The following is a 16,058-nucleotide window of genomic DNA, read 5'->3' on the forward strand; positions in this document are numbered from 1 at the left end:
AAACAGAAAGATCAACTGGTAGTAATCCGTACTGAACATATTATACATTATTTTCAGTATAGTTGAGCTTATTATTGACTAGAGTCATGCTCCCCCAGCTACGCCCTGGATGATGGGGTGGTGGACTACTATTACCAGGCAGCTCACCAAGCGGGGGCTCAATTTGCCCCCCGTTCTTTTCTCACCGGCAAGCTCAACTTGCCCATCGAAGACGACTTTCGCGTGGTGACCAAGCCCATGGTTCTGGTCTGGGGAGAACAGAACCGCCTCACCGGCCCAGAACAGGCAGAGCGGTATCGCGCTTTGCGCCCGGAGGTGCCGATATACCGGTTGCCAGGGGCTGCTTTTCCGCACATTGAAGCGCCGCAGACCTTTTTGTCGGTGGCTTTGCGCTTCTTGGCCGAAGCCGATCCTGCTCTACCGGGATGACGGACAGGGGATCCCTTTGCCCCTTGGCAGAAAAAAGTGGAAGATTGGCGCAAGAAGCAGCCCTAGCGCCAGGGGTAAGGGCCGTGCTCTCGGTTGACGTGACCATCCCGAGCGCAGAGGGGAGTTGATACAAGCCCGGCAACTCAAGTGGGCTCCCCGGCCTTATCTTCCCAGGGATCACCATCCACAGGAGTGGAGCTGGAAGGAGGAGGGGCAGGCTCAGAAGGAGGGGCCTCTTCTTTGGCATACTCCTGTTCCCAAGCCGGTTGTTCGGGGGCGGGTGCGGGCTCAGGCGGGCGTGGACGCACAGGCTGCGGCTCAGGTTCAGGCTCTTCTTCTGCGTAAACGTCTTCTTCTTCGGCCTCGTATTCCTCGTCGTATTCTTCTTCGTAATCCTCCTCAACGGCGGGACTCTCGACAGCACTGGGCAGGGCAGGAGCCGGGCTAACTCCGGCTTCCCAAGGGGGCTTACCGATTCCCAGGGTTTCCAAAATCCCCTTGGCCAGTTGGGTTAGGCGGGTCTCAGCGCCATCGGCAACAATAAGGCGATCCCCGCCCACAGAGACAATCTCATCGGTGGAGAGCAGATAGGTGCTGAGGATAAAGCCGGGTAAAAAGGTGAGGCCAAGGTTGGAGAGCACCAAGCCCGTGATGATGCCGGAGACGGAGTTGAACTCAAAATCTTTAACTTTGCCAAGGCGGATCCCTTCTTCGGTTACCACCTCGCTGCCAACCACGCGACTCAGGCCCTCCAAATCCAAGTTATCGTCCAAGTTATCGAAAACTTCTTCGCTGGGGACAAGAACTGCATCCTGACCCAACGCTGTTACTTGCCGCAGCTCCATCAAACGGGGGGATCCGGCAAGGGCTTTTTCCAGCACCCCCAGCACCAGAACCTGCTTGGCTTCCAGATCCGCCCAAACTTCGCTGACTACCCCAAGCCGGGCTGCGTTGCCCTGGCTGATCACCTGCGTTCCCAGAACCTGTGACCGCCGACGAACCTCTGATCGCACCAGCGCAACAGATCCTTTCCCAGTCGTCATGATGGTTTCCCCGTCGTAAGTCAAAACGTTCCCGTTGTTGGGCTGCGTGTCTGACACAGTTCGCCAGAATTAAGTAAGTTAATAGTACCACTGCCTGTCTCCTCCCTCGCGGGCTGCCCAGGTGGGATCCCGGCCAATCTGCCTGCTCCAGGCCAGAAACTGCTCTGCCATCGCGCCCAGGGAATAGTGCTCTTCTGCCCGTTGCCGACAGCGGCTCCTGTCGATGTGATCTAGGCGCTCTACAGCCTCTGCCAAAGCTGCCACGTTGTCCGGCTCGACGATCCAGCCGGTTTCTCCATCGCTGACAATTTCCGCGGGCCCACCCCGGCGGTAGGTAATCACCGGCACGCCACAGGCCAAAGCTTCCACCGCCACCAAGCCAAAGGCCTCCACCCACTTGGGGGTCATGATCAAGGCTGAGCATTGCCCCAAGATCCGCTGCATTTGCGGGGTGGGCAAAAACCCTCGGTAATCCAATTGGGCATGCGGGTACTGCTCTTGGATCTGCTGCCAGTAGCCTGGCTCTTGCAGGTGGCCTAGGATCACCACCGGCCTTCCCGTCTTCTCGGCTAGGGCAGCACAGTCTTCCAGGCCCTTTTCGGAGGCAATGCGCCCAATCCAACACAGGGATCCATTCCCTTGGGGCACAAAGTCGTAGAGGCGCAGATCCACCCCGCAGGGCAGATAGACAAAGGGATCCCGACCTGCCGCCATCTCGGCTCGGGCAAAGGCAAAGGTCTGGGCTTGCGCCCGCGAATGCACCGCCAGCCGACCAGGGTAGCGATGGGCAATGTGCTCTAGAGCCTGATCGACGGCATCGCTGAGGGATCCCATGCTGACGATGTGGGCCACCGGGGTGCGGAAAAAATCCGTCAAATAAAACGAGAGCCAATCGTAGCTCCAGTTCACGATTAGATCGAACTGATCTTGCAGGTGGGCAGCCCGCTGCCACAGGTTGGCCAGCAGAGAGGGGGTGTGGATCAGAACCGGCTGATCGCGGCGCTGGGTTTGCGCATAGGCCGGGGGAAGGCCCGCCACCGGCTCGATCACCTCCTCCGGCAACTCCGCCATTCGGGATCCCACAGGGGCCAACACCCGCACTTGGGATCCCATCTGGAGTAAGACACGCGTCAGGTTGGCAAGATTGAGCTCCACACCACCACCGGCCCCGGATCCCAGAGGTCCAACAGGGGTGGAGAGGAACAGATAGCGGTAGGGACGAGCCATAGGGAGAGCCTCGGTAGCTCAGCCCATTGTCTTCTCAATCCGGATACCCGACTCCTTTTGCCTGGCCTCAAAGCCCACAGCCTGCCCAGAACTTTATGAGGCTTTGGCTACAAAAATTTCTCCCTTCTCCACCTTGACCTTGTAGATGGCCAGGTCTGCCTTGGCCGGGCCACGGGTACGGCTGCCATCGGCAGCAAAAGCCGAGCCATGACAGGGGCAGACAAAGTTCTCCCCCCGCCAGTTCACATCACACCCCGCATGGGGACAGGCGGCATCCAAAGCCAGCAGAGAATCTTCTTTTTGCGGATCCCCGACCAGCCAGAGGGTGGCGGTGTTTTTCCCAAAGGCGTTTTCCACCTTGAAGGGGCCATCTTTGAGATCGGCCAGAGTGGCAACTTTCACAAACTCCGGCTCAGAAGCCTTAGAGCCAGAAGCAGTTCCCTGGGCCAGGGCAAAACGGCGCCGGGTAAACCCAGGTAACCAACCCACCAACGAGCCAAAACCGAGAGCCAGCCAGCGAAGAAAACCACGACGATTGTTGTACATGGCTATGTGTCCTTGGAGGTGTGCGAAATGTAGGTCATGAGCCAGCAAAAGACCGGCCCCTTCAGAAGGGATCCCCGTACAAATGCTGCCCTTAACATTTTGTTACACCGGAACAGTTTCGGCCAGGGCCAAGCCGCACTTTTTCCGGCTAGAGTACGCAGTAGCCCTCTTCGTTGCTTGAGTACCGGGGATGGGCTCTTGCACTGCTGGAGCTTAGGATCGAGAGGTAAACAGCTCAGCAACCGCGCAGGCAAAGCCGGGCAACAGGGGAGAAGACAACGCATCCTGAGCCAACAGCGTTTCTACCAAGACCAACTGGGCCTGTTGTCTGCGATACACCCCTACTCTCTGAGCCAGCCGATCGACGATCCAGTACTCTTGCACCCCATGCACAGAGTAGAGTTTCCGTTTTGCCAAGCGGTCTCGATCCTTATGAACTTTTCCAGGTGATAGGACTTCAACCACCAGCTCAGGGGCACCCCGAAAATGTCCTGCTTCATCTTGAATCTGTGATAGCCGCTCATAACTAACCCAAACAACATCGGGAGACACATTATCAAATTCGGAAAAGAGGATCCCTGGCATGATTGAGGGTTCTCCCAATCCTGTTTCTAGCGACCACCGATGCAGTGCGGAGAACAAACACCCGATAATGTGCTGATGTTTGTGATGAGGAGAGCGAGTCACCAGCAGTTCTCCGTCGATGATCTCGTAGCGGATCCATTCATTCTCTGGAAGAGCCTCGATATCCCGAGTGGTCCAGCGTACTTCTGTAGCAGTCATTAGCTATCCCTATAGCAATAAATGGTGCTATGCCCAGGGCACCCTGCTGCTGTACCTACGACACTGGGCCGACAACTGCAACGCTGTCGCAACAGCGGGAACCGCACTTGGCGTAGCCAAATCTTAGCCCAGGATCCCGTTCACAGAAGCGAGACGGAGTCCTTCCTCTCTAACCACGACGGCTCAATGGATAGAGGTTCTCTAGAGCTGGACTATTGGCTGCGCTATCGTGTGGGGCTAGTTGGGATAGATGCGCAAGCGGCGGTTGGGCTCTTCGCCAAAGCTTTGGGCCCGCAGGTGGTAATGTTCCACCAACTGGTGTTGGAGCTTGCGGATCAGAGGCGAACGGGGCAAAAGTTCCACCGGCTGAGACTTGGGAATGACAATTTGCTCCACCGCCAGGCGGGCTTCTTCCAGAGCTTCGGTTTCATCGCCTGAGCTGGCGCGAATGAACAGCTCCAGGTCGGAATCGGATCCATCTTCGCTTTCGATGTTGAGGATGTGGCGCAGGGCGCGGGCCAGGGCAATCAGAGTATTGGCCTTAACGGTGTGAATCGGGATCTGGCGGGAGTGGGCCATCTGCTGGATCTTGGAACGGCTGCGCACCTGGGATCGCAAGGCCAAGACAATGTCCGCCCCATCCAGGTCTTTGGTGACATCCGCCGGCAGTTTCAGGGTTTGGATCACCTGCTCCAGGTAGAAGCGGCTCACTCCGTAGGGGTAGATCATCAGCGGCCCATCCGGATTCTGCTGCCGTCCTGTCGGGGCTAGGGCGGATCCCTCCCAGTCCAAATCTTCTTCTTCGTCAGAGCCGGATTCCGCTTTGGATTCGGCCACCACCTGAGGGGCAGGACGGGATCCCGCTGGCGTTAGCGGGACGGAGTCCTCTCGCCTCTCCAGGAGCAAACCCGATTCTCCTTGCTGCTGCGAGCGACTTTCAAGCGGCTCTGAAGGCAGAGCTTCCATCCGTCCAGAGCGTTGCCATCCTCCCCGCTCCCGTGCTGCGGAGATTGTGCTGCCGGCGGGGGGCCATTGGGGGCCAGATAGGGCCGGGCGCTCATTCGTGACTATCACCACCTGGCCGCGTTCGTCTAAACTGCGGGTTTGGGTCAGCGGCTCGCGGTTGCGCAAGAGACGATCCACAGTGGCGGCCACATCTTCGTGGATGACCCAGCGGGATCGCTCCAGCATCTCTATGGCAATCTCAAACGTAGGGGGAGCTTTGCGCTCCAACACACTCTTTTGAGAGCCGCGCCGCCGCGCCTCTTCATCTCCCAGGGTGACGGATTGGATCCCGCCTACCAAGTCGGAGAGGGTGGGATTTTTGATCAGGTTGTCGATGCGGTTGCCATGGGCGGTGGCCACCAGTTGTACCCCCCGCTCGGCAATGGTACGAGAGGCCAAAGCTTCCAGTTCAGTGCCGATCTCGTCGATAACTACCACTTCGGGCATGTGGTTTTCCACTGCCTCAATCATCACCTTGTGCTGCAGCTCTGGGCTGGCCACCTGCATCCGTCTGGCCCGGCCAATGCCCGGGTGGGGCACATCGCCATCGCCGGCAATCTCGTTGGAAGTGTCGATAATAACCACTCGTTTGCCCAGCTCATCCGCCAGCACACGGGCAATCTCCCGCAAGGCCGTGGTTTTGCCCACCCCTGGTCGGCCCAGCAACAGCATGGAGCGCCCCTGTTCCACCAAGTCGCGGATCATGCTGATCACGCCGATAACGCAGCGACCCACCCGACAGGTAAGGCCAATGATTGTGCCTTGGCGGTTGCGAATGGCACTGATCCGGTGCAGGGTAGAGGCAATGCCTGCGCGGTTGTCACTGCTGAACTCTCCAACCCGGCTGATCACCTGATCCAAGTCGGCCCGGGTGATCACGTCCTCGGAGAGGTAATCGGCAAAGCCGGGGAAGCGGGCTTCGGGACGGCGGCCCAAATCCAGCACCACCTCCACCAATCGATCCAGGTGAGGATGCTGTTCTAGGCGCTCGCGAATTGGAGCCGGCAGGATATCCAAAAGCTTGCTCAGGTCGTCGCTGTATTGAACCTGGCCGGGAAAGCCGGTACGTTCACGTAAGCGGTGCGGAGCACTTTCCGGATCCATCGACGGACTTGGGGTTGAGGGCTGTACGGGGAAACTCATGGCTGAGCAACGTCGTTAAACGCAGGAAAAACAGGTTTGCCTAAAAGCAACGGATCGCCGCTTTACTTGCTGCACCAACTGCTTTGCCAACGGGATCCCTGCCACCAATCCAGGATTCCATCCTGACTCCGATGAGCTGTGAGCTGGCTCTTCCAGATAGGCTGACACCAACTGTCGCGCATAGCTGCCGAAGGCCACCCCCGCCACCGGCCACCGGGGATCCAACAGCGGCACCGTTTGGGCGTTGGTTCCTCCTGCCAATTGCACATAGCCGGGCAGGCCCATGTTCAGCACCTTCTCGGCCAACTTTAGGGCAGCTTTGCCGGTGCCAGCTCCAATATCGCCACTCATAGGCCGGCCATCCACCTGCCAGATCAACACTTCCGGCAAGGGATCCATAAGAGCCAGCAAATCCCTCAAGTAAGCCTCTAGGCCCGGGCCATCGTTAAAGCTAATTGAGATTGCCTGGAGCTGAGGTAGCCAGGGCTTCAGGGATCCCCACAATTGCTCGAATGACCTCTGGCGACCAATGCAGGTGTGAATCTCCACCGCTTGAATGCCCAGCTCGACCAAAGGCGGCAAAACTTCTGACAAAGCGACCTGGTAGCCGAAGGTGGCAATGCGCCGGTGGGGGCAAACCGGCTCACAGCGCCCACAGCCGTAGCACAGCTCTGTCTGGATGTGGACTTGAGCAGGAAGGGCTGCCTGTGTCAAGGCATGGGGAGGACAGACTGCCAAACAAGGCTGAGGACAGTCGGCAGGACAGACGGGAGCCGTCAGCACCGCCTTGCGGAAATGGACGTCTTCGCCGTCATTGACGCTGACCATCAACCAAGGGAACCCCGCCTGGGGATCTTCGGCTTGTGCCCGTTGGATCCCTTCTTGAGCGGCCCGCACTATGGCCGGATCGGCAGCAACATCAATGCAATCTGCCCCGGCCAGCGTGTAAAGGAAAGCCAGCTCCCGAACCGAGGGCAAGTGGTGGAAACTTGCGCCGCAGATCAGCTTAAACCAGGTACCCTGTTGCAGCGAGGCGGTTGGCAAGGTCACAGGCACAAGAAGCCGCTAGCAGGATGGGAATCTGAGCCGCAGGCCATCTATTTGAGATGGTAGCAAAGAAATTTCCAGGATCCTGAAGAGAGCATGACTCTAGTCAATAATAAGCTCAACTATACTGAAAATAATGTATAATATGTTCAGTACGGATTACTACCAGTTGATCTTTCTGTTTACTTTCGAGTCTGCCAACATGGTAGCCAAAGCAAAGCAGAAAATTGGTAGTAAGACGACACGGAAACTGCGCTTTGGGTATTCTACTCAAAGCTTTGCGGGATACCGCCATTCTGTTTGGACTTCGTCCCGCTAACGCGAATGGAAACAAACAGAATGCTATCGCTGCATAGTTGAACAGTGATGTTCAGCAGTGTTCAGCGTAAATGTATCAGGTTCAGGCGCTCTGCAGAGGTTGCCAACGAATTGACCGTTCTCGGCCCAGTTCCACCACAAACTTCACTCCCTTGTCTTCCCGACTCAGCTTCACCAGGTAGGAGAGTTCCTGTTGGCTGAACACATGCCCCTCGTAAAACCAAAACACCAACCCCTTTGCTTTCGGGGGCAAGGTGGCCCGATACTGCTCGATCAACGCGGGAAAGAAATAGGTGCGCCGCTCCGATTTGCCCAGCGTGGCAGGCCGTACCCCATGAATGCGCGTCAAATAGCTGGCCAGATCCCCGATTCCCTTACTGGAGAGGGTGACCACCTCATACCCAGCTCCGCGCAGCCGCCGCAGGTAGTGCCCTTCGGATCCCCCCTCTGGGGTTACAAAGATGGCCAAAGCCCCAGATTGCTCCAGTTGCTGTACAAACTTTGCACCTGAGCCGACCAGCAGCATAGGAAGAACTCCATGACTCGTCTAGGGTTGGACAAGCAGCCCACCTGCGCTCATTGTAACGGGATGGCGCCTGAAGCTGGGGATAGAAGCTGCCAATGGAACCCATAGAATACTGGCTATCTCCCTGTTTTGCAGAAGGGAGCGTAAAGAAGGGTTAAGATACGGGTAACCTGCTTGCAGGTCTCAACCCACAGGTGGCGGACAAAGGCGGATGGATCCCCCTAGTAGGGATGGCCTCCCCGCCACTTACACAGCGACAACAGATGAACCTCATCATGCGACGACGCGAGCTGTTGACCTTGGCGGTGGCCGGGTTGATTACAGCACCACTCAGCTTAGCAGGAGAGCAAAGAGCAATGGCCCAACAGACTTATCCCTTCACCAAAACCGACGCCGAGTGGCGGCAACTGCTCACCGAAGAGCAATACTATGTGCTGCGCCAAGAGGGCACTGAGCCCCCCTTCCGCAACGCTTACTACGACAACAAGGCCCCAGGTATCTATGTCTGTGCCGGCTGTGGGCAGGAGCTGTTTTCCTCAGCGGCCAAGTACGACAGTGGCACCGGTTGGCCCAGCTTTTGGGAGCCGATTGCTCCACATGTGATCGGCACCAAGACGGACTGGAAATTGTTTGTGCCCCGCACGGAAGTCCACTGCTCTAACTGCGGTGGGCATCTGGGGCATGTGTTTCGGGATGGCCCCCCACCCACGGGTTTGCGCTACTGCATCAATTCTGCTGCCCTCAAGTTCATCCCAGCCACCACTTAGAAATCCTCTTGGCTCCAGCTAAAACTGAGCCGCCTGTCTGGGTGAGCCTATGTCGGACTACACGTTCCTGGATGCTGCTTCGATTCTGCTGCGGGAGGGCCTGGAAGCTCTCTTGGTGCTGGTGGCACTGCTGGCCCTTATGAGCAAGAGCGGGCAATCGGCTCAGAAGCGCTGGGTGTGGATAGGGGGATCCGCGGGCTTGCTGGCAGCGGTGATGCTCGGCCTGCTGGTGAAGCTGTTTTTCCAGCAGATGCTCACCCACACGCGACAAGAGGTGCTGGAAGGGATCACCGGGCTGGTGGCAGCAGGTTTGTTGTTCTCGGTCAGCCTTTGGTTGCACCGCCGGGCTGCAGTGGCTTGTTGGCAAACCTTTGTGCGGGAACAGGCGCAGGCGGCACTGGCCACGGGTCAGGTTTTTTCCTTGGCTTTTCTGGCCTTTGTGGCGGTGTTTCGCGAGGGGGCGGAAACGGTGCTGTTTTATGTGGGGTTGGCCCCTTCCCTCTCGGCAAAAGATTTTTGGCTGGGGATCGGCCTGGGATCCCTGGTGTTGGTGGCGGTGGCGATCTTGCTGCTGCAGGTGGGGCTGAAATTGCCGCTGGGAGTTTTTTTCCGGGGCCTGAGTCTGCTGGTTTTCTATTTGGGCTTTAAGTTTTTGGGCAGTGGCTTGCACGCTCTACAGGTGGCGGACTGGCTGCCCATCACTCCTCTTGTTGGGATCCCAAAGCTGCGCTGGCTGGGCATATATCCCACTTGGCAGACGCTGCTCCCCCAACTGGTGCTGCTGGGAATAGCTTTCGCCTTGTGGGTGGGGCAATGGCTGCGAGCTGATCCGGCTCGAAAGCTTTCTTCGTGAAAAACGTTCTCCACGAGCCCTGTGGATTCCACCAGCCTTGAGCTTGATGAGTCCTGGTTTTGGTTTCGATGGATGGCAACCAAAAGGCTGCACCCAGTCAAGCCTTCCAGTCCAAGAAAGCAAAGCCTACCGGCAGGGATCCGGCAGGCCGCTGGATTTTGTCGGAGATCCCCAGTAGGAAACCCTGTCGATCGCTACGGAATCGACAGAGAGCATCCACTCTGTGGGGTTCCCGAGAATCAGGTATCGTAGACCCGGCATTCAACAGCATCTGGGTTTTCAGCGCAGTGCTTCTCTAGGCTGCTGGGAGTCCTCGGCTGGTGGCTGCGAGCTGCCAGCACTTCTTCAACCGCATCCCAGGCCGCACGGCAGTGGGGATCCCCTTCGCCGTACTCAGAGCAGACGTTGCGAGCATTTTCCAGCTCTTTGGCGATCACTTCAGACAGTCCCATGTTCTCAAGCTCCTTTAGACTAGATGGGGCCGGTGGCCCGCTGATGTAACCGGCTGACGCAGAACCTGTAGGGATTCGGTGTAACCGAGGATCAACAGGTAAAAACCAGCCGATCCAGACGGGGAATAAGTTCAGGATAATGACCTTGTGCCAACCGAATTGATCAACCGGATATATTACCCATTCTAAACAGTGACGACAGGGGGGTGCAGCTGCACTTTCGCGATCTCTTTGGGATCAGGATGCGCAGGGATCCCTCAGGCCCCAAACAGTTGTTCAATCCGTTGCCGCACCTGCTCTGGGGATCCCTGTTGACGCACTTGACCTTCCGAGAGCAAAATCGCCCCGTCTGCCCATTCCAGTTCCGCCAGCCGATGGGTTACCCAAAGGGCGGTGATGCCTTCTTGATCCACCAATTGACGGATGCACCGCAGCAAATCCGCCTGGCTGTCGGGATCCAACAGAGCTGTCGGCTCGTCCAAAAGCAGCACCTCGCTGCGCCGGGCCAAAGCCCCTGCCACTGCCACCCGTTGCTTCTGTCCGCCGCTGAGGCCGTGGATGGGCCGACGGATCAGGTGCTTTAATCCGACTTGCTCCAAGGCTGTTTCCACCCGCCGGTGAATTTCCGCCAAGGTCAGAGCCTCTGCTCCCAAGCCAAAGGCCACATCGGCTCCCACCGTGGGCATGAACAGTTGGTGATCCGGGTTTTGAAACACATAGCCCAGCCGACCGCGAATCTCCAGGTGGCCCGAAAGGGGCTGGGGATGGGTCAGGGATCCGGACAACAGTTGCAACAGGGTGGACTTGCCGCTGCCATTGGGCCCCAAGAGCATCCACAACTGGCCCTTGGGAATGACAAAACTGCACGCCTGCAAAACCGGCGGACGTTCCGGCCAAGCAAAGGTCAGGCTCTCCACCCGAATGGCCACCTCAGACATGGGGATCCCTTAGCGGCAGAGAGAAAAGGGCTGTCCTCAGCTTTGCAACTGGGCCAAAAAACCGGGACGGGCTCCCATGGGGCTGGCGCCGCCCGACTTGGAAGTCATTTGCACGCCACATAGCTCACCGGTGAGCAGGAACACCTTTTTGCCGGTGCGGTCGCAGGTCAGCTCCAAACTCTGAGGGGATCCACTCTGCAGAGCATTGACGATGCTTTGGTAGGCCCGGTTGGCCGCTTCTTCCTCTTTTTGGTGGACAACGATGGGGGCAGGGTTCCCTTTCAGGAGCAGTTCCAGAGTGTACATGGCTGACCGTTGCGTAGTGGGCCGTGGGACAAAAGAGAGGCACCCAGAGGACGCCGTTGGCGACAGCAGGACGAAGTCCTTTTCCAGTATCGCAGGTTGGGCCAGGGTACCGGCAGGCTCAACAAATGACGGGGGAGTTTCTCTCGCCAGATTAGGCCAGGCCGGTGCCGAGAAAAGGCAGCAGGCTAATCAGCAACAGGCCCAACGTGGCCAGGGATCCCGCCAAGAAGGAGAGGGAGCGCCCAATGGGAATATCGGCAATGTAGAAAAAGTTGTAGAGCAGCCGCGCCAGCAGAAACACCCCACACAGCACAGCTACCCCTTCATCTCCGCTGAGGCCAAAATACCAGGGATCCGAGTGAGGGCCGGTGATGTAGGCAATCAACGCTGCTGCCGCAAACATCCCAAAGGTCTCAAACCCGTTGGCGTGGGCCCAGGTGGCCCGTTGCCCGTAGGGAGGTAGCCTATCAAACATAGCCCGAGGGGCATGCAGGTCGTAGCCGACGCGGGCACGGGCATAGCCCACCACCCCCATGGGCAGATAGACCAAGAGCATGGCTGCCGCGATGGAGAACAGGGGGATGGCTACGAGAGGAGGATTTGGCAACATAAGATAGGCAAAAGGGCGGTGCACAATGACAGAGGAGAGAAAAGAGCCCAGCTTGGGTGGGAGCTATTGCCGGGAAAATCAACACCAGAACCATTATCCATCTATCGGGCTGTCTATCCAGGCAGATGCTTGCGTCAGGAAATCTTGCGGATTTGCCGGCGGCGCTCCTCATATTCAGCGCGGGTGATCAAGCCCTGTTTCAACTGGCTTTCCAACTGCTGTTCGGGATCCCGGGCTTCTCGCCCTTCCACACTGGTCCACTCCAGCTCGATCAACTCTCGGTTGAATCGAAAATCGAAATCGGCATTGCTCATGGTCAGGATCCACAGCCCTTCCAGCAAACAAAGGGCGCGTACCCCGTAGCTGAGGATCTGCAGCGGGATGGAAGGAACGAACACCATCAGCCCCGCCACCAAGTAGCCCCAGCCCCAGCGTTGGTGCCCCATATAGAAGCGCTGCAACCCTGGAATGAACACCCCCAGCATCGCCAGCCAGCCGGCCACCTCGCGGACCAACCGCCGACGTTCCTGTGGGGGCATATCAGGGCCCCTGCTCTCGGCCATAGACTGCACCAGCTAGATGTGCCATTAAGCTAGCTCAGTTTTGGCCGCACAGGGCTCAGGAACTTGGATCCAACCTCAGAAGATTTTTGAGCAGCATCCCGCCGCCTATACTTGATGGGGGCAGTTCGGGGAAGGAACATGGCAGAGCGGGAGCTATCGGTAGCGATCTTGGCAGCGGGCAAGGGCACCCGGATGCGATCACGGCTGCCCAAGGTGCTGCACAAACTGGGATCCCTGTCTTTGATCGAGCGGCTGCTGCGCACGGTGCTAACCTTGAAACCCCACCGCTGTCTGGTGATTGTGGGTTATGAACAGGAGCAGGTGCGCCAAGCCCTGCGGGAGTACCCGGTTGAATTTGTGGAGCAGGCCCAGCAATTGGGCACCGGACACGCCGTTCAACAGCTGTTGCCCGTCCTGGGCGGTTTTCAGGGGGATCTGCTGGTGATCAACGGGGATGTGCCCCTGCTGCGGGCAGAAACCCTGCAAGCTCTGGTGGAGCGCCACCGCCAGATGAACCCAGAGGTAACCTTGCTCTCGGCTCAGGTGGCGGATCCCTATGGCTATGGGCGGGTATTTTGCGATGCCCAACAGCGGGTGCTGGAACTGGTGGAAGAGCGAGACTGCACCCCGGCCCAACGGCAAAATCGCCGCATCAACAGTGGGGTGTATTGTTTCCACTGGCCGGCTCTGGCTCAGGTTTTGCCCCATCTCAACAGCAACAACGCGCAGCAGGAGTACTACCTAACGGATGCCGTCAAGCGGGTGGGCAAAGCCATCGCTCTGGATGTTGCCGATCCGCAAGAAATTGTGGGCATCAACGACCGCCGCCAACTGGCCCAGGCGTACCAGATTTTGCAGGATCGCCTCAAGGAAGCCTGGATGGAAGCCGGGGTCACCTTTGTGGATCCCGACAGCAGCAGCCTCGAGGAAACGGTGGAATTGGCCCCCGATGTGGTGATCGAGCCCCAAACCCATCTGCGAGGGGTGTGCCGCATTGGCTCGGGAACCCGCCTGGGGCCGGGCAGTTGGATCGAGTCCAGCGAGATTGGATCTGGGTGTCACATTCTCTACTCGGTGGTCAGCCACAGCCGCATCGGCAACCAGGTTTGGATAGGCCCCTACGCCCACGTGCGCCCCCACAGCCAGATCGGGGATCACTGCCGCATCGGCAACTTTGTGGAAACCAAAAATGCCCAGATCGGATCCCACAGCAACGCCGCCCACTTGGCCTACCTGGGCGATGCCAAGCTGGGATCCCAGGTCAACATCGGGGCGGGCACCATCATCGCCAACTACGACGGCCAGCAAAAGCACTTTACCGAAATTGGGGATCGCAGCAAAACAGGCGCCAACTCGGTTCTGGTGGCTCCTTTGCAGGTGGGATCCGATGTCACCATTGCTGCCGGCTCCACCATCCCTGCCCGCTACCCCCTGCCGGATGACTGCTTGGTGATCGCTCGCTCCCGCCCGGTGGTCAAGCCCGGTTGGCGACTTGGGATCCGCTCTTCCCGCCCCCAGGAGCCCCAGCCCATGCCGCCGGGATCCCTCAAGATTTATCCCTTGCGCCTTTTCCCCGGCCAAGATCTCAAGCAGGAACTAGAGCGATTGGCCCGGCAGCAGCCCTTGCAAGCGGGGTTTGTCCTCAGCGCTGTCGGCAGCCTCAGCCAAGCCACCCTGCGCCTGGCCGACCAAACGGGGGATCACCTGTTGTCGGAACGCCTGGAGATCCTGGCCCTGAGTGGATCCCTGTGCCCTGACGGAGTCCATCTCCATCTCACCGTTGCCGATGCCCGAGGCCAAACCTGGGGGGGACACCTGCGCCCCGGCTGCCTCATCTACACCACCGCCGAAATTGTCCTCGCCGACAGCCCGGAGTATCGCTTCTCCCGTCAACCGGATCCGGCCACCGGCTACCTGGAGTTGCACATCCAACCCGTGGCAGGGGATCCCTGCTGGCCGTCCCCACCCCCCCAACCCCAGCAAAACCAGCAGACAAAACCAGAGGCTGACAACAGCAGGCCGAAAAGCCTACAGTAGTCAACACGAGTTACCTAAAGCTAAAGGGGGCTTGTGAGCGCCAAGCCGAAAGCTTCACGGAACTCATGGACGCTTTGCGGTGTGGCGGGCATGTTACTGGGTTTTCGGACGCAACTCATTCTTAACCGCAAGCAAACAACTCTAGCCGCCCAACACGCTGGGGTAGCCCGCCACGCCTATAACTGGGGCTTAGAAGTCTGTCGGCAAGCCCTGGAGAACCAGCAAAAACTTCCCACCGCCATTGACCTGCACAAGCGCCTAGTGGCCGAGGTGAAGAAAGAACATCGCTGGTACTACCAGGTCTCCAAATGCGCCCCTCAGCAGGCATTACGCAACTTGGAGCAAGCCCTTAAGCGCTGGCGGGGTGGGTTGGGGAAGTTTCCCCGCTTCAAACGCAAGGGAGTGCGAGACAGCTTTTACCTGGAAGGGAGTATTCGCACTTCTGGCAACCGCATCAAGGTACCTATCTTCGGTTGGCTGCGCTGTGCAGAGCTGCTCCCGGTGACCACACCCAAGAACGTGGTTGTTAGCTTGAGAGCATGACTCTAGTCAATAATAAGCTCAACTATACTGAAAATAATGTATAATATGTTCAGTACGGATTACTACCAGTTGATCTTTCTGTTTACTTTCGAGTCTGCCAACATGGTAGCCAAAGCAAAGCAGAAAATTGGTAGTAAGACGACACGGAAACTGCGCTTTGGGTATTCTACTCAAAGCTTTGCGGGATACCGCCATTCTGTTTGGACTCCGTCCCGCTAACGCGAATGGAAACAAACAGAATGCTATCGCTGCATAGTTGAACAGTGATGTTCAGCAGTGTTCAGCGTAAATGTATCAGACGCGACAGGCACTGAACACTCTGGAAGTGTTTGTTAGCGTTTCGTAGGTCTTTCGGAGCGGTCATCAGTACCCCGTTGAGCAGCCAGAAATTGTTAAGCTTAACGCACGGATGGCAGTATCCGGCCATGCCCCGAGTGACAACTGCTGACGATCTGCTGACAGAATATGCCTCTGGCGAGCGCAACTTTCAAGAATCCAACCTGGTGGGGGTGGACTTGGTGCGCTCCAACCTGCAAGGGGTGAATCTGAGAGGGGCCAACCTCTCCTTTGGCAAGCTGAGTGGCATTAACCTGCAGGAAGCCGATTTGCGCGGCGCCGATCTCAGCTCGGCCAACTTGATGGGGGCCAACCTCCGCGGGGCCAATCTTTGGGAAGCCAACTTGATCGGCGCGGATCTCAGCTTTGCCGACTTGCGGGAAGCCAACTTGCACGGTGCCTACCTTTGGGAAGCCAAGCTAACCCGTGCACAACTGCAGGGAGCCGATCTGAGCGGGGCAAAAATCGGCGGAGCAGTGCTGACCGGCGCTGACCTCAGGGGGGCCATCCTACCTGACGGGAGTGTGCTGGCTTGAGCCACCCCCCAGCAGACAAGGCAGAATGGAACTGTTGCGACGGGATCCCT

18 protein-coding genes and 1 pseudogene are annotated in these 16,058 nt (G+C 58.1%); 7 read left to right on the plus strand and 12 right to left on the minus strand.

From position 1 onward, the window contains the following. Nucleotides 1-120 precede the first annotated feature (120 nt). Nucleotides 121-429, plus strand: coding sequence for an alpha/beta fold hydrolase (locus ACVWYY_RS04590; RefSeq protein ID WP_457403000.1), 309 nt, complete (start codon nucleotides 121-123; stop codon nucleotides 427-429). Between the two features lie 143 nt (nucleotides 430-572). Here ACVWYY_RS04590 and ACVWYY_RS04595 read toward each other — a convergent pair whose 3' ends face one another. The 7 genes from ACVWYY_RS04595 to ndhN all read right to left on the minus strand — a co-directional run bounded on the left by ACVWYY_RS04595 (nucleotide 573) and on the right by ndhN (nucleotide 8,067). Further along, complete coding sequence (locus tag ACVWYY_RS04595) at nucleotides 573-1,472, minus strand: PRC-barrel domain-containing protein (protein WP_457439703.1); 900 nt, start codon at nucleotides 1,470-1,472, stop codon at nucleotides 573-575. 78 nt (nucleotides 1,473-1,550) lie between these two features. Continuing rightward, a complete protein-coding gene (locus tag ACVWYY_RS04600) occupies nucleotides 1,551-2,699 on the minus strand; it encodes a glycosyltransferase (RefSeq protein WP_414384084.1) in 1,149 nt (382 codons plus the stop codon). A 93-nt stretch (nucleotides 2,700-2,792) separates the two neighbouring features. Then, nucleotides 2,793-3,245, minus strand: a complete 453-nt coding sequence (locus tag ACVWYY_RS04605; protein WP_414330183.1) for a QcrA and Rieske domain-containing protein — start codon at nucleotides 3,243-3,245, stop codon at nucleotides 2,793-2,795. Nucleotides 3,246-3,458: 213 nt separating this feature from the next. Then, nucleotides 3,459-4,028 (minus strand): Uma2 family endonuclease, encoded by a 570-nt coding sequence (locus ACVWYY_RS04610; protein WP_457403002.1) that lies wholly within the window; start codon nucleotides 4,026-4,028, stop codon nucleotides 3,459-3,461. A gap of 237 nt (nucleotides 4,029-4,265) precedes the next feature. After that, a complete protein-coding gene (locus ACVWYY_RS04615; protein WP_457403056.1) occupies nucleotides 4,266-6,137 on the minus strand; it encodes a R3H domain-containing nucleic acid-binding protein in 1,872 nt (623 codons plus the stop codon). A gap of 54 nt (nucleotides 6,138-6,191) precedes the next feature. Beyond that, nucleotides 6,192-7,232, minus strand: coding sequence for a Light dependent period protein LdpA domain-containing protein (locus ACVWYY_RS04620; protein ID WP_457403003.1), 1,041 nt, complete (start codon nucleotides 7,230-7,232; stop codon nucleotides 6,192-6,194). Between the two features lie 391 nt (nucleotides 7,233-7,623). Continuing rightward, on the minus strand, nucleotides 7,624-8,067 hold the full coding sequence (ndhN, locus tag ACVWYY_RS04625; protein WP_414344253.1) for an NAD(P)H-quinone oxidoreductase subunit N: 444 nt from the start codon (nucleotides 8,065-8,067) through the stop codon (nucleotides 7,624-7,626). A 275-nt stretch (nucleotides 8,068-8,342) separates the two neighbouring features. Between ndhN and msrB the strand changes: the two genes are divergently transcribed. Together msrB and ACVWYY_RS04635 are read left to right on the plus strand one after the other, a co-directional pair. Then, the gene (gene msrB / locus ACVWYY_RS04630) at nucleotides 8,343-8,834 is read left to right on the plus strand and encodes a peptide-methionine (R)-S-oxide reductase MsrB (RefSeq protein WP_414384090.1); all 492 of its coding nucleotides are present in this window, start codon (nucleotides 8,343-8,345) and stop codon (nucleotides 8,832-8,834) included. Between the two features lie 49 nt (nucleotides 8,835-8,883). Continuing rightward, nucleotides 8,884-9,687 (plus strand): FTR1 family iron permease, encoded by an 804-nt coding sequence (locus tag ACVWYY_RS04635; protein WP_457439705.1) that lies wholly within the window; start codon nucleotides 8,884-8,886, stop codon nucleotides 9,685-9,687. Nucleotides 9,688-9,926: 239 nt separating this feature from the next. Here the strand turns inward: ACVWYY_RS04635 and ACVWYY_RS04640 are convergent, their stop codons facing one another. The 5 genes from ACVWYY_RS04640 to ACVWYY_RS04660 form a co-directional block, all read right to left on the minus strand. After that, nucleotides 9,927-10,139: a CP12 domain-containing protein gene (locus ACVWYY_RS04640; RefSeq protein ID WP_457384595.1), complete on the minus strand. Its 213-nt coding sequence runs from the start codon at nucleotides 10,137-10,139 to the stop codon at nucleotides 9,927-9,929. Between the two features lie 257 nt (nucleotides 10,140-10,396). Next, nucleotides 10,397-11,077 carry an energy-coupling factor ABC transporter ATP-binding protein gene (locus ACVWYY_RS04645; RefSeq protein ID WP_457387582.1) on the minus strand — a complete coding sequence of 227 codons (681 nt, stop codon included), beginning with the start codon at nucleotides 11,075-11,077 and terminating at the stop codon, nucleotides 10,397-10,399. Between the two features lie 36 nt (nucleotides 11,078-11,113). Next, nucleotides 11,114-11,383, minus strand: coding sequence for a hypothetical protein (locus tag ACVWYY_RS04650; RefSeq protein ID WP_414332008.1), 270 nt, complete (start codon nucleotides 11,381-11,383; stop codon nucleotides 11,114-11,116). A gap of 151 nt (nucleotides 11,384-11,534) precedes the next feature. Continuing rightward, nucleotides 11,535-11,993, minus strand: coding sequence for an MAPEG family protein (locus ACVWYY_RS04655; protein ID WP_011434188.1), 459 nt, complete (start codon nucleotides 11,991-11,993; stop codon nucleotides 11,535-11,537). 134 nt (nucleotides 11,994-12,127) lie between these two features. Next, nucleotides 12,128-12,556, minus strand: a complete 429-nt coding sequence (locus ACVWYY_RS04660; protein ID WP_414390833.1) for an SHOCT domain-containing protein — start codon at nucleotides 12,554-12,556, stop codon at nucleotides 12,128-12,130. A 138-nt stretch (nucleotides 12,557-12,694) separates the two neighbouring features. Here ACVWYY_RS04660 and glmU point away from each other — a divergent pair. The 4 genes and pseudogenes from glmU to ACVWYY_RS04680 form a co-directional block, all read left to right on the plus strand. Further along, nucleotides 12,695-14,047 (plus strand): annotated as a pseudogene (gene glmU / locus ACVWYY_RS04665) (bifunctional UDP-N-acetylglucosamine diphosphorylase/glucosamine-1-phosphate N-acetyltransferase GlmU); the annotation flags it as partial. A gap of 39 nt (nucleotides 14,048-14,086) precedes the next feature. Further along, on the plus strand, nucleotides 14,087-14,593 hold the full coding sequence (locus ACVWYY_RS04670) for a PPC domain-containing DNA-binding protein (RefSeq protein WP_238376989.1): 507 nt from the start codon (nucleotides 14,087-14,089) through the stop codon (nucleotides 14,591-14,593). Nucleotides 14,594-14,683: 90 nt separating this feature from the next. Continuing rightward, the gene (locus ACVWYY_RS04675) at nucleotides 14,684-15,136 is read left to right on the plus strand and encodes an RNA-guided endonuclease InsQ/TnpB family protein (RefSeq protein WP_414355920.1); all 453 of its coding nucleotides are present in this window, start codon (nucleotides 14,684-14,686) and stop codon (nucleotides 15,134-15,136) included. Nucleotides 15,137-15,561: 425 nt separating this feature from the next. Next, entirely contained in the window at nucleotides 15,562-16,008 is a 447-nt protein-coding gene (locus tag ACVWYY_RS04680; RefSeq protein ID WP_457439708.1) for a pentapeptide repeat-containing protein, read from the plus strand. The last annotated feature ends 50 nt before the right edge of the window (nucleotides 16,009-16,058 follow it).

This window comes from Thermostichus sp. MS-CIW-34 (genome assembly GCF_054060435.1).